12 protein-coding genes are annotated in these 13,209 nt (G+C 70.3%); 7 read left to right on the top strand and 5 right to left on the bottom strand.

The window, feature by feature from the left end; all coding sequences use genetic code 11:
• Positions 1-68: 68 nt before the first annotated feature.
• The 4 genes from HG543_RS28030 to HG543_RS28045 all read left to right on the top strand — a co-directional run bounded on the left by HG543_RS28030 (position 69) and on the right by HG543_RS28045 (position 5,117).
• Complete coding sequence (locus HG543_RS28030; RefSeq protein ID WP_169347947.1) at positions 69-1,673, top strand: FAD-dependent oxidoreductase; 1,605 nt, start codon at positions 69-71, stop codon at positions 1,671-1,673.
• A gap of 327 nt (positions 1,674-2,000) precedes the next feature.
• Complete coding sequence (locus tag HG543_RS28035; protein WP_169347948.1) at positions 2,001-3,608, top strand: phytoene desaturase family protein; 1,608 nt, start codon at positions 2,001-2,003, stop codon at positions 3,606-3,608.
• A gap of 101 nt (positions 3,609-3,709) precedes the next feature.
• Positions 3,710-4,510: a BON domain-containing protein gene (locus tag HG543_RS28040; RefSeq protein WP_211194215.1), complete on the top strand. Its 801-nt coding sequence runs from the start codon at positions 3,710-3,712 to the stop codon at positions 4,508-4,510.
• A gap of 253 nt (positions 4,511-4,763) precedes the next feature.
• A complete protein-coding gene (locus HG543_RS28045; RefSeq protein WP_169347949.1) occupies positions 4,764-5,117 on the top strand; it encodes a hypothetical protein in 354 nt (117 codons plus the stop codon).
• A 5-nt stretch (positions 5,118-5,122) separates the two neighbouring features.
• Here HG543_RS28045 and HG543_RS28050 read toward each other — a convergent pair whose 3' ends face one another.
• Positions 5,123-6,013, bottom strand: coding sequence for a GNAT family N-acetyltransferase (locus HG543_RS28050; protein ID WP_169347950.1), 891 nt, complete (start codon positions 6,011-6,013; stop codon positions 5,123-5,125).
• A 150-nt stretch (positions 6,014-6,163) separates the two neighbouring features.
• Between HG543_RS28050 and HG543_RS28055 the strand changes: the two genes are divergently transcribed.
• Positions 6,164-7,156 (top strand): porin, encoded by a 993-nt coding sequence (locus HG543_RS28055; RefSeq protein ID WP_169347951.1) that lies wholly within the window; start codon positions 6,164-6,166, stop codon positions 7,154-7,156.
• A 50-nt stretch (positions 7,157-7,206) separates the two neighbouring features.
• Positions 7,207-7,761, top strand: coding sequence for a GNAT family N-acetyltransferase (locus HG543_RS28060; RefSeq protein ID WP_169347952.1), 555 nt, complete (start codon positions 7,207-7,209; stop codon positions 7,759-7,761).
• Positions 7,762-7,777: 16 nt separating this feature from the next.
• Here HG543_RS28060 and HG543_RS28065 read toward each other — a convergent pair whose 3' ends face one another.
• The gene (locus HG543_RS28065; RefSeq protein ID WP_169347953.1) at positions 7,778-9,016 is read right to left on the bottom strand and encodes a GNAT family N-acetyltransferase; all 1,239 of its coding nucleotides are present in this window, start codon (positions 9,014-9,016) and stop codon (positions 7,778-7,780) included.
• Between the two features lie 236 nt (positions 9,017-9,252).
• Here HG543_RS28065 and HG543_RS28070 point away from each other — a divergent pair, with 236 nt between their 5' ends.
• Positions 9,253-10,059: a siderophore-interacting protein gene (locus HG543_RS28070; protein ID WP_343073454.1), complete on the top strand. Its 807-nt coding sequence runs from the start codon at positions 9,253-9,255 to the stop codon at positions 10,057-10,059.
• 31 nt (positions 10,060-10,090) lie between these two features.
• On the opposite strand, the gene mxcL is transcribed toward HG543_RS28070, so the two are convergent.
• The 3 genes from mxcL to HG543_RS28085 all read right to left on the bottom strand — a co-directional run.
• Positions 10,091-11,371, bottom strand: a complete 1,281-nt coding sequence (gene mxcL, locus HG543_RS28075) for a myxochelin B biosynthesis transaminase MxcL (RefSeq protein WP_169347955.1) — start codon at positions 11,369-11,371, stop codon at positions 10,091-10,093.
• Between the two features lie 10 nt (positions 11,372-11,381).
• The gene (gene mxcK, locus HG543_RS28080; RefSeq protein WP_169347956.1) at positions 11,382-12,629 is read right to left on the bottom strand and encodes a myxochelin export MFS transporter MxcK; all 1,248 of its coding nucleotides are present in this window, start codon (positions 12,627-12,629) and stop codon (positions 11,382-11,384) included.
• Between the two features lie 27 nt (positions 12,630-12,656).
• The coding region (locus tag HG543_RS28085; protein WP_169347957.1) for a TonB family protein at positions 12,657-13,209 on the bottom strand (553 nt) is incomplete at its 5' end.

The following is a 13,209-nucleotide window of genomic DNA, read 5'->3' on the forward strand; positions in this document are numbered from 1 at the left end:
TACCCGGACAGGGTATAGAAACGGGCCCTGAAAAGCACCAAACGAAATTGAAGAAAGCTTCATTCCGAATGATGCAATCCAAAGGGGCGCGTGCCAGTGGACGGGACACCCCGGCGCTGGACGGTTGGGACGTCGTGGTCATCGGCACGGGAATGGGCGGCTCGACGCTGGGCCACGCGCTCGCGCGCCAGGGCCGCTCCGTGTTGTTCCTGGAGCGGGGCCCGGCGAGACAGTCCGCGGAGGAGCCAACCGCCGGGGGTGTCGCGAACCCCGAGGCCACGTCCCTGGTGGCGCCGTCGCGCAAGGAGCGGCTGATGCGCGGGGGCCAGTGGCCGGAGCCGCTGCGGCAGGAACTGCACGCGCGGGAGCCGCGAACCTTCGCCCATCCACTGGGCGTGGGGGGCGGCGGCTCGTCGTCGCGCTTCGGGATGGTGATGGACCGCTTCTTCCCGGAGGACTTCGAGTCGTGGCCCGTCACCTACGACGAGTTGGCACCCTGGTACGAGAAGGCGGAGGCGCTGTACCGCGTGCGCGGCTCGGAGGACCCGATGCGGCCGGGCGTGTCCTTCCAGCTCATGCCTCCGCCCGCGCCGGTGGGCAAGGAGCAGGCCCTGCTCGAAGGCTTCCAGGCGCTGGGCCTGCATCCCTACCGCATCCACTATGCCTGCGAGCGATTGCCGGGCTGCGACACCTGCGTGGGCTCGCTGTGCCTCCGGGAGTGCCGCAACGACGCGGGACGCATGTGCCTGCGGCCCGCCCTGCGCTCCCACGGAGCCCGCATCATCGACTGGTGTGAGGTGCTGTCACTGGAGGAGGAGAATGGCGCGGTCACCGCCGCGGTCTGCCGGCGGGAAGGGGAGACGCAGCCGTTCAAGGTGCGGGGCCGCGTCTTCGTGCTCGCCGCGGGCGCCTTCATGACGCCGGTGTTGCTGCAGCGGTCGGTCTCGTCCCGTCACCCCAACGGGCTGGCGAACAACCGGGACCTGGTGGGGCGTAACCTGATGCTCCACTGCTCGGACCACTACCTCGTGACGGCCCGCCGCTCCCTGGAGTCTTTCGACATGGCGCACGGCGTGTCGGTCAATGACTTCTACCGCCACGCGCAAGGAAAGCTGGGCAACTTCCACGCGCACCCCTTCACCATCGACGAAGAGAAGGTGCTGAGCTGGCTCCAGGGAGGACACTCCCTGCCGGCGTGGCTGCGCGTGCTGAGCCCGCTGTTTCCCCTGGTGGCCAACCTGGGCGCGCGCCTCTACCGCGCCCGCACCGTATTCGCCTCGGTGCTGGAAGACCTGCCGTATGCGGAGAACCGCGTCGTCGGCACATCCGAGGACGGCAGCGTGCGCTACCAGTACCGCGTCCATGATGAGTTGCGGCGCCGGGTGGACCTGTCCCGGCGGCTGTTCCTCCGCACCCTGGCGCCGAAGTTCAAGGTGAAGCTCATCTCCAACCCCCGCGACGTCGCGCTCAACCTCGGCCACGTCTGCGGGACGTGCCGCTTCGGCACCTCTCCCGAGACGAGCGTGCTCGACCCAAGCAACCGCGCTCACGAGGTGGACAACCTCTACGTGGTGGACGCGTCCTTCTTCCCGTCCAGCGGCGGCATCAATCCCTCGCTCACCATCGCCGCCAACGCCCTGCGCGTGGCGGACACCGTCCACACGAGATTGTAGTTCCCCATGCACCACCTGCCCGGGCTCGCAGGCCTCCACCTGTCCGGCCGGGCAGGTCCACCGTGCGCTCCAAGAGGCGCCGGTCCATGTCGTGGTGGATGAGCCGCTCGCGGAGCTGCTGCAAACCGCCCTGGGAGAAGGCGGGCGCGGCATCGTCGGGCACCCGCGTGCCCAACACCACGGCATGGGGCCCAGGAGCGAAGGAGACAGCGCTCGTCGTGCCGCCCCGCTCGGGTGGGTTGCATCCGGCCTCGGGCGTGCGCTGCGTCCCAGACAGGGGCCGCGAGGCGCCATGTCGGGCAACCGGATGCGAGCGGGGGGCTGAAGATGGACGCGACACGCAAGGCGGTGGTGATTGGCACCGGCGCGGGAGGCCTCGCGGCGGCCGCCTTCCTGGCGCGCATGGGTTTCGAGGTGACAGCCGTGGAGCAGGGCGCTCACCTCGGCGGCAGCCTCGCGCCCTTCGAACGCGAGGGCTTCACCTTCGACGTCGGCATCAACTACGTGGGCGGCTGCCGTCCTGGGCAGCTCATGTACGAGCAGCTCGCGGCCCTGGGGCTCGACGCCTCGGCCCTCTTCAGCGAGCTCGAGCCCGACGGCTTCGACATCTACCGCTTCCCGGATTTCGAGGTGCGCAACTGCGCGGGGCTGGAGCGCTTCCGAGACCGGCTCCGGGCACTCTTTCCCGACGAGGATGCGGGCCTCAGAGAGGTCTTCCGGCTGCTGGCACGCGTGCGGGAGTTGATGCATCTGGGCGCGCGGCTTCCACGTGGAGGACTGCACGCAGCGGATCTGCGGTCACTTGAAGGGTTGCCCCTGCTGTGGCGGTTGAGTCGCAGGACCTGGGGCGAGCTGCTCCAGCACCACCTGGGAGACGAGCGGGCGCGCGCGGCGTTGTCCGCCATGTCCGGAGACTGGGGGCTGCCGCCAGGCCGCGTGGCGGCCATCACCGCGCTCGCTGTCATCGCCGACTACGCCGATGGGGCCTTCTTTCCCAGGGGAGGTGGCGGGGCCCTGCTCGAGGCCCTGGTGGACTCCGCCCGGACGTGCGGCGCCGTGCTCCGGACCGAGTCCCCCGCGCGGCGCATCCACATCTCGCGGGGTTGCGTCACCGGCGTGGAGTTGGAGGAGGGCGAGGTCCTCGAGGCCGACGTCATCGTCTCCGACGTGGACCCCACGGTGACGCTGAAGCAGCTCGTCGGGCCGGAGCACCTGTCCGCCCGCGTCCAGGCGCGCGTGGGCCGTACCGACCCCTCGCTGGGCATGGCCATCGTCTACCTCGGCCTGCGCCGCGACCTGCGCCAGCATGGGATGAGCGCCGCGAACCTCTGGAGCTACCCGTCCACGGACCTCGATGGCCTCTACGCGCCGCTCGGCCGGGGCGCGCTGCCGCCGGAGCTTCCGCTGCTCCTCTCGTCCAACTCGCTCAAGGACACGTCGGGACGCCTGGCGCCTCCGGGCTGCTCCACGCTGTCGGTGGCGACATTCGTCCCCGAGGCCCTCTTCGAACGCTGGGCCTCCGTGCCTCCGGCGGCCCGCGGTGAGGGCTACTTCCTGCTGAAGGAACATCTCGCGGACCGGATGCTGCGCGAGGTGGAGTCACGCTTCCCGGGGCTCATCGGGGACATCGCCGTGCGCGAGGTGGCCACGCCCCTCAACTGGATCGACTCGCTGCGAGCGCCGCACGGCGCCCCCTATGGGCCGGCGATGACGCCGGGGCAGGCGGGGCGCTTCCGCTTCCGCACGCGCACCCCCGTGCAGGGGCTCTTCCTCGCCGGACAGGGCGTCCTCTCCATGGGCATCTCCCCGGTGCTGCTGTCCGGAAGGCTCGCCGCGCATGCCGCCGAGCACTACGTCGAGCGGCGCGGCAGGCTTCGCCACCATCTGGGGTGGGGACGGGCATGGAATGCCGAGTCGGATGCTCCGCCCCTGTGAGCCGGGCATCCTCACCTTCGTGAACCTGGCGACGGGAGAGGGCTGCCTCGCACGGCACCGGAGGAGACGGAGGGCTCGGCCAGTCTGCGTGCCCGCGCGCCATGTCCCTAGCTTTCCGGTGGTTCCGTCCGGTGTGGCTCGGCCCGTGCCGTGACGTCTTCCGCGAGGTGGCGATGGACACGGTGGATTCCCTGCTCACGACCGTGCGCGAGGCGCTCGCCCGGGAGCCACGGCTCGACCTGGGGCGCTACCCCATCCGGCTCTGGTGGGAATGGAACGACCTCGGCATGGCGGGGGACCTCCCCGACGTGGCGTCCAAGAAACTCGCCCTGGAGCGGGCGGCCGCGGTGCCGGGAGTGGCCCACATCATCGACCAGCTCCATGTCATTCCCGACCGCCGCCTGCCGGACGGCGCGGTGCTCGAGCACGTCTGCCGCGACCTGCTGGCGGAGCCCGCCCTGCAGCCCTTCACGCTGCGGAGTCGCGGGGGAGACGAGGTGCGCACCTGGCGTGACGCCGGAGGGGAGGCCCGGGGCGCCATCGAGGTCCGCGTGGAGGACGGCGTGGTCACCCTGGACGGAGACGTGACGGGGCTTGGCCACAAGCGCCTGGCGGGCGTGCTCGCCTGGTGGGTGCCGGGCGTGCGCGACGTCGTGAACGGACTGGGCGTCAGCCCCCGCGAGCAGGACAACGATGGGGAGATGGCGGACGGCGTGCGGCTCGTCCTGGAGAAGGACCCGCTGGTGAGCACCGAGAGCGTCTCCATCTCCTCCCGGAGCGGCGTCGTCACGCTGACCGGCGCGGTGGGCAGCGACGCGGCGCGCGAAGCCGCCGAGCGCGACGCCTGGTGCGTGTGGGGCGTGGACCGGGTGGAGAACCAGCTGGTCGTCAGCGCTCGCTGAGGGCGCCCTCACGTCTCCGAGTCACAGTCTCCCCAGCACCATCGGTCCGGAGTCATGAGGCCACGGATGCATCAGGTTGAAGCCGCCGAGGATGCGCTTTCCGCCGCGAAGGGTGACAGGTCGATGCGTGTCGCGGCGAGCGCATGCTCCAGCCAAGCGCTACCACCCGGGAGGTATGGGGGGGCAGGTGCGCCTCGGCTACGAAGAGGCGCCATGGGCTCATCGGGGGCCGGATTCCATGGGGGGTAAGACAATGACAGTGCAGTACGACGCCAACATCATCCGCGATCATGCCGCCGCGCTCTACAGCCGGGCCGCTCGCATCGTCTTCATGACGGGATTCCTCGGCTGCGTCATCGGCGCCATCGTAGGGGCCGCGCTCGGAGCCCCAACGGGAGGAAAGCCGGGAATCTTCCTGTTGCTCGGAGCGGTCTTCGGGGCGCTGGTCGGAGTGAGCATCGGCCGCGGGCGGGCCTTCGTCCTCCAGCTCCAGGCGCAGACGGCGCTCTGTCAGGTCGCCATCGAGGCGAACACCCGCAGAGCCGCGGACGCCGCCGGCGAGGCCATCCGTCCAGCGGCTTCGGGCCACCTCTCACAGGTAGGGTGAGTAGGTCACCGTGACCGGGCGCTCCGCTCCAGGACGAAGAACTCCAGGTCCTCGTCCTGTCCGAGATGGCGGAGCGCTCGCGCTTCGTGGCCCACGTGGCGAAAGCCCGCCTTCTCCAGCACCCGCCGGGAGCCGGGGTTGCGGGAGAAGCAGTTGGCGCGGAGGGACTCCAGCCCGAGCCTCTCGAAGCCGTAGCGGACCAGCGCCTGGGCCGCCTCGGTGCCGAGGCCCTGGCCCCAGTACGCGCGTCCGAGCCAGTAGGAGAGCTCGGCCGTGCGGGAGCCTCCCTGGGCGTCCTCCACCAGCCCGGCCACGCCGATGACCTCTCCGGACTCGGGGAGGCAGAGCGTGAACACGTGGGAGCGCGCATCCAGCGAGGCGAGCCAGGCCTCCGCCATACCGTCCTCGAACGGGTGCGGGATTCCCGCGGCGTTCGCCGCCACCTCGCGGTCACCCGCGAGCCGCTGAACCGTGCCGGCGTCTTCCGGGAGGATGGGACGGAGAATCAGGCGGGGCGTCTCGATGGCAACGTCCCCGCGCTCCGGGGTGAGCGCGCGGCGGATGACGGGGAGCAGGTCGGTTGCTCCCAGCGCATCCAGCGCCAGCTCCCATCGGCCCTCGGCGCACAGCCCGCTCAGGCCGCCCTCTTCATACGCCGTGTCGGCCGCGTTCTTCAGCGCTTCGCGGACCGCCTCGGCGACCGCGCGTCCCGTCTCGTCGCAGCGCTTGCAGTCGAGCTCGACGCCCACCCGGCTGCGCCGCCCCTCCTCGGTGAGCACCCAGGGGCGCACCGTCCAGGGTGGGTCATGGCGCATGTGCTGCCGGTGCCCACATTCCAGGTCGGCGACCCAGTGGTTCTCCCGGTCGAGATGGAAGCCTGTGATTTTATGCCTCATCGGGTCCCCAGTTTTAACGGAAATGGCGGGCCCTGGCCGTTGTAGGCGCATTGCCTGCGAAGGGCAGGGGAGCGGCGCAAACCCTGCGCACGGACCGCTCGACGCCCCCGGGCACCGCCCCGGGCCCACGGGTTGCAACTCCTACGGGCGATGCGCCCGAACTCCACATACCGTGTCGCCGGCCCGGTGCTCGCACTGCACCTGGTGCTGTCTCCAGCAGGCGCCGTCGCGGCCGAGGGCGCGCTCACCTTCACACCTCCCCGCATCTCCGGCTTCATCCAGCCACACTTCACCTGGGAGCCGGGGGACGAAGAGCAGGCAGGCGAGTTCCACCTTCGCCGCCTCCAGGTCCGAGCCGCGGGAGACCTCGGAACGCCAGCGCTGGGCTACACGGTCTCCTTGGAGCTCGCGACGCCACGGCGTCCCCTGCGCGAGTGTTTCATGGGCGTGCGCGGCCTGGGCCACGAGTTGCGCTTCGGCCAGTTCAAGGTCCCCTTCGGCTGGGAGTTCCCCGTCTCCGTCACGCAGCTGCCCATCATCGACTTCTCCGTCGTCCAGCCGCTCTCCATTGGCAGGGACCCGCGCGACATCGGGCTCGGGTTGTTCGGCACCATCGACCTGGGACGGAGCTGGACGCTGGAGGATGGGCTCGCCGTCGTGAGCGGGGAGGGGGCCAACACGGCCGACACGACGCCCAAGAAGGACGTCTTCGCACGCGTGGGGCTGCTGCGCGGACAGCAGCTGCGCGTGGGACTCTCGGCGGCCACGGTGGAGTTCACCCGGGAGGACACGAACATCGTCGAGCGCTCCACCCGCGTCGGCATCGACCTCGGCGTCGAGCACGGCCCCGTCCGCGTCCTCGGCGAGTACGCGCGCGCCTGGTTCGTGAAACCGGAGGCCCGCACCGCGCACGCCTTCTACGGCACCGTCATCGCCTGCGTCGGCCCGGGTATCGAGGTCCTCGGACGCTACGAACAGCGAGTGCCGAAGCTCGGCGCGGACGAGCGCCTGCGGTTCCTCACGCTCGGCGCCAACTACACCCACGAGCCCCTCGATGCGCGCGTCCAGCTGAACTACCGGCGCAACCTCGAAGCGGACAACAATGAAGACCTGCTGGCCCTCCAGGCCCAGTACGTCTTCTGACGGTGCTCCACCTTCTTCTTCGATATGAAGCGGAAGAAGGAGGAGTGCCGATGGCGTCACGAGGCCGCGCAGCGAAAGTCCTCGGCCGCGGCCCGCGGGTGCTCCTGCGGACGCCGCGCCCGGAGGACCAGGAACACTTCCTGGAGACCACCCGGAGGAGCCGCACCCTCCATCGCCCCTGGGTCGCGCCGCCCACGACTCCGGACGCCTTCCGGAGCTACCTCCAGCGCAACGAGGGCGACGACTTCGAGGCCCTCCTCGCCATCGACCGCGACTCGGGACACATCGCCGGCGCCTTCAACCTGAGCCAGATCTTCCGGGGCAGCTTCCAGAACGCCTACCTCGGCTACTGGGCCGCGCACGGCTTCCAGGGCCGGGGCCTGATGACGGAAGCCCTGGGGCTCGTGCTCGCGTACGCGTTCCGCACCCTGAAGCTCCACCGCGTGGAGGCCAACATCCAGCCCGACAACGCCGCCTCGAAGGCGCTCGTCGCCCGCGCGGGCTTCCGGCTGGAAGGGTTCTCTCCGCGCTACCTCAAGGTCGCGGGCCGCTGGCGCGACCACGAGCGCTGGGCCATCACCCGCGAGGAGTGGCCTCCCAGGTAGGAGCCCCCTGCGTGCGTCAGGGCCCCTTGCGGACGCGAACGTTCTGGGTGGCGCCCGGCACCATCATCTTCGTCACGCGCGAATACGCGGACACGTAGGGCTGGATGACGGTCCGCGACCAGCGCTGGGGAATCCACAGGTAGCTGTAGAGCGCATGCCTTCGCGCGCCCCTGCGCCGCTTCGTCTCGTACCCGCTGGGGCCCAGCCAGAGCCGTTTGGCGCCCAGCTCATAGGCCCTGCGCAAGGGCTCGTAGAAGGCGAGGTTGAAATACAGAGGTGTCTCCGAGGCGCCCGCCTCGGCGCGACCGACCCGGTAGAACCACACCTCTTCGTGCTTGTGCAGCAGCAGGGAGAAGCCGATGGGCGCTCCGTCCTGATAGGCCACCACGGCCTCGGCCTCGGGCGAGACGTGCTGCTCCAGGGCGCCCCAGAACCAGGACGGGTGACGGAGGTGCTCGCTGCCGTACTTGGAGTAGGTCACCTCGTAGAACCGCTCCAGCTGCTCGCCCATCTCGCCCATCTTGCTGACGCGCTCGAAGCGCACGCCCGCGTCCCGCGCGTGCGCCATCTCCCGCTTGAGCAGTCTCCGGGCGTCGCTCTTGAACTGGCCCAGGTAGCTGTCGAGGCCCTCGCCTCGGACATCGATGACGTTGTCGTCGAAGATGTAGATTTCCTGGAAGGACGCCGCCGTGAGTTCCTCTCGCAGCGCCGTGTCCTCCCCGTCCACTCCGTAGAAGTAGAGCGGCAGTTGCTCACTCGCGGCGAGCTCGCGGAGCCCCTTGAGGATCAGCTCCCGGCACTGCCGGGCGGACTCGGGCGGCTGGGGCGCGCAGGCGATGCCGCTGCGCATGCTCAGGGGGCTGGTGACGAACACCCCCCCGTCCATGCCGGCCCCCGACATCCACGCCAGCGCGCGGTAGAGGTCCGCCACCGTGACGGCCAGTCGGCTGAACCCTCCCGCGTTGGCGAAGGTCCCCTTCCAGCTGGTGAAGAAGAACTTCTCCAGCGAGTAGGGGGTGTAGATGGTTTTGCTCCGGGTGATGAAGCACGGACACAGCGCGACCGGGACGCCCTGCTGGGTGACGATGGCGTACCGCAGGGACAGCTCGCCCCGGGCCATGGCGGAGAGGTCGACCGAGTCCAACAGCCGGAGCCAGCGCCGGCCGAAGAACACGCTCGTGTCGGACGTGAGGACATCCAGCTCCGCGTCGCTCAGGTGGCTGACGGAGTCATGGAATTTCAGGGTGAGCGTCATGGCCGGAGGCTCGTGTGCCGCGGCGCTGCTCAGCCGTTGAGCAGCTGGACGGCAGGGTGCCGCTGCGGACTGACGAGATAGCGTCCGAGTATACGCGAGAGAACACTCTTTTCGGAAGTGGCAGATTTCCTTGACCCGTGGACGCTGCTCGCGCGCACCCGAATGAATCGTTGCTCCCTCCGTCACGCCGAGATAATGAGAATCAAACTCAATATCGCAACTCACAGGTGACGACCGTGGCTGAGAGAGTGTTCCGTCGAGGTCCCTTTCCGGTGGTGTTCCGGCTCCTCCAGGTGCGCAGGGCGACGCGGCTGACGCCGCACATGATGCGCATCACCCTGGGCGGGGAGGACCTGAAGGGGTTCCACAGCGACAGCGCCGACGACCACGTGAAGCTGCTCATCCCGAACCCGGGGGAGCTCAAGCCCACGCTGCCGACGATGGGCCCGCGCGGCGTCGTCTTCCCGGAGGGCGCGTCCCGGCCCGCCACGCGCGACTACACGCCCCGGCGCCATGACCCGGTCGCGGGGGAGCTGGACCTGGACTTCGTGCTGCACGGCTCCGGCCCCGGTTCGACGTGGGCCGCCAATGCGAAGGTGGGCGACTTCATCGGCGTCGCGGGTCCGCGCGGCTCGCTGATGGTCGCCGACGATTTCGACTGGTACCTGTTCGCGGGCGACCAGAGCGGGCTCCCGTCCATCGCCCGCAGGCTGGAGGAGCTGCCGGAGGGGGCTCGCGCCATCGTCTTCCTCGAGGTCGACGACGCCTCCGAGGAGATTCCGCTCCAGACGCGCGCCAACATGGAATTGAAGTGGCTGCACCGCAAGGGCGCGGAGCCGGGGACCACCCGGCTGCTGGAGAACGCCATCCGCGAGCTGACGTTCCCACCGGGTGACTACTTCGCCTGGGCCGCGGGTGAGTCCCGGGCGATGAACGCCATCCGCGACCACCTCGTCGAGGAGCGCCGCGCGCACAAGCCCTGGGTGCGCGTCATCGGTTACTGGAAGCGCGGCATCCCCGACCACGAGGAGCCCCACGACTGAGTGGGGCTCGCCGTGATGACCGCCCGCCGGCTCAGGCCGCGCTGGCGGTCGAGCCGGGCGTGAGCGAGCGCAGCACCTCGCCCGCCATCTCGATGGTGTAGTCGATCTGCTCCGCCGTGTGCGCCGCGCAGATGAAGTTGACGTCGCGGCGCAGCAGCACGCCCCGCTGGGCCATGCCGGCCTGGAAGGGCTGCATCTTCTTCGCGTGCTCGGCGGGGTTCTTGTCGAAGAGGAAGAACGGAATCGCGTCGTAGCCCAGCACGCGCAGCGGCGAGCCGAGCTGCTCGGCCTTCGCGTTGATGCCGGCGCGGAGCTGGCGGCCCAGCTTCGCGATGTGCTCGACGTAGCCGCTCTTGCGGTACCCCTTCAGCACGGACTCGCACACCGCCAGGGACAGCAGCTCACCGCCGAAGGTGGTGGACACCTGCAGGTCGTTCAGCCGGGTCAGGTGCCGCTCCGGTCCGGCGATGGCCGACAGCGGCATGCCCGCGGCGATGCTCTTCGAGAGGCACACGAAGTCCGCCCTCACGTCGAAGAACTCCTGCGCGCCGCCCGGGGCGAGGCGGAAGCCGGTGACCACCTCGTCCAGGACGAACAGCACCTCGTGGGCGCTGCACGTGGCCCGCACCTTGTGCATGAACTCCTTGCTCAGCACGCGGTTGTACGGCACCGACAGGAGCACCAGCGCGAGCTGCTTCGCGTTCTGCTCGATGCAGGTCAGCAGGGCCGCCTCGTCCGGCTCGGTGAAGAGCGGCATCCGCGTGGTGAGCCCGGCCAGCGCGGCGGGCACGCCCGGGGTGTCGAACATGAAGTGGTCGTGCCAGCCGTTGTAGCCGACCGTGATGATGCGCTCCTTGCGGGTGATGTAGCGGGCCAGGCGCACCGCGGCGGACGTCGCATCCGCGCCGGTCTTGAAGAAGCGCACCATCTCCGCGCCCGGAATCATGTCGACCAGCGCCTGGGCGGAGCTGACCTCCACCGGGGTGGGCAGCGAGTGGAGGACGCCCTCCTCGAGGTGCCGCCGGATGGGCTCCACGACGTCCGGGTGGTTGTGGCCCAGCATGTTGGCGCCGAGGCCGCTGATGAAGTCGATGAACTGCTGTCCATCGGCGTCTTCCACCAGCGCGCCCTGGCCCTTCGTCAGGAAGACGGGGAAGGAGCCGGGGGCGAACATCTCGGGCCGCTTCATCAGCGACTGGGTGGCGCCGGGGACCAGGCGCTTCGCCTCGGCCCACAGGCGGTTCGAGTTCTCGAGCTTCATCTGCCCGACGATGGGGCGGGGGAGCGACGGATGATTCCGCGCGGAGTTCATGGGGCTTCCTTTAAGCAGGGCTGTCTGCGGAAGGCGCTCGAGGTGCCGCGGCGCTCAGGGGGAGGGGACTGCTACGTCCAAGAGTCCAGAGGATGCCCAGCGAGAGCGTCGACACGCCCACGGCAATCCAGCCGACGTGGCCAAAGCCAACGAGCGCGCCCTCGGGCGCGGTCGCGATCATGAGCCCGCTCGCCCAGGCGGAGAGCCCAGAGGCCGCGTCGCTCGCCGCCATGTTCACGGCCATGTAGCGCCCGCGCAGCATGGGCGGCACCCGCGTGGTGATGAGCGCGATGGTGGGAATGGAGCGGCTGGAGGTCAGCGCCATGAACACCATGAAGGCCCCCATCACCACCGGCAGCGGCGAGGGGCCCAGGTGGGTGAACAGCAGGTGCGGGCCCATGGTGCCCACGAGCAGGAGCCCCAGGACGCGCGCCGGCCCGAAGCGGTCCGCGAGCTGTCCCACGAGGCGGGCGCTCACCAGCGTGGCCGCGCCGCCGGCCAGGTACACCCAGGACAGGTCCTCCAGGCGCAGCCCCAGGTTGCCCACCATGTACGCGCCCAGGTACGGGATGAGCAGGAAGCTGGAGAACACCACGCAGAACGTCAGCACCCAGCCCAGCGCGAGCCCCGGGGCCGCGAGCGGTGCCAGGGACTGACGGCCCACGCCGGATGCCGCGAGGTGCTGACGCACGGGGGGAAGGACCCACACGAGGCACAGCCACACGCAGGCGGCGAGCCCGCCGATGACCCAGAACGGCCCACGCCAGCCCAGGTGACTCGCGAGCGCGAGCCCCGCGGGCACTCCCGCCACCGCGGACAGGCCGAGCGACGCCATCACCGTCCCGATGGCCCGGCCCCGGCGCTCCGGTGGCACCAGGTCTCCGATGATGGCCATGACGACGGCGCCCATCAGCCCCGCGCACGCGCCGGCCAGCGTCCTCGCCACCATCAGCCCCGTGGCGCTGCTCACGAAGCCACAGGCCAACGTAGCGACGATGAAGACACCGTAGAGCGTCAGCAGTGCCCGCTTCCGGTCGAAGCGGTCCAGCCAGAACAGCCCCGTCGCACCCATCACCGCCGAGGCCAGCGTGTAGGCGGAGACCATCGTCCCGAAGCGGGCGGTGGAGAGGCCGAACACCTTCATGAACTCGGGCCCCAGGGGCATCACGATCATGAAGTCCATGAGGTGGGTGAACTGCATGGCGGCCAGCAGCAGGAGGAGCTGGCGCTCTTGCTTCGGGGGGGCGGAAGCGGACACGAGAAGCTCCTGACAGAGGGGCGCGGCTCAGCGCCGCTTGAACCGGACGCGAATCGGCGGAGAGGTCGCGAGGTAGCGCCGGCCGGCACGGTCGACGGCGGCCTCGAAGCGGGCGCTGCGCGCACAGGCGAGCGCCGCGGCGCCGAAGCCGTGGCCCGGGTCGGACAGCAGCTCGGCCGAGGTCACCCCGCCTTCGGGCGTGACGACCACGCGCAGCACCACGGTCTCTTCGTCGACGCGCAGCGACTCCGCCTCCCTGGGCCAGGGGCAGTTCCAGTTGCGCGCCGGGAGCCGGACGGGACGCGCCAGGCTTCCCTCGGGGTCATCCCCGTCGGCGCCCGTCACCGTGCCGGGGGCGACCGCCGTGGTGGACCGGCCGGAGGACGCCGTCACGCCACCGGCGTAGCGCGGACCCTGACCGCTCGCGATGTCGAAGCCCGTGAAGTCGAGCGGCTCCGCCGACTCCTTCGCGGCGACCACCTGACCGGCCTGGGCGGGCTCCGCCGAGCGCGGGGGCGGCGCCTCCTTCGCGACGGGCGCGGGGGCCTTCACGCGGGTGCGCGGAGGCGCGGGCTTGGGC

This window comes from Pyxidicoccus fallax (genome assembly GCF_012933655.1).
GTDB classification, from domain to species: domain Bacteria; phylum Myxococcota; class Myxococcia; order Myxococcales; family Myxococcaceae; genus Myxococcus; species Myxococcus fallax.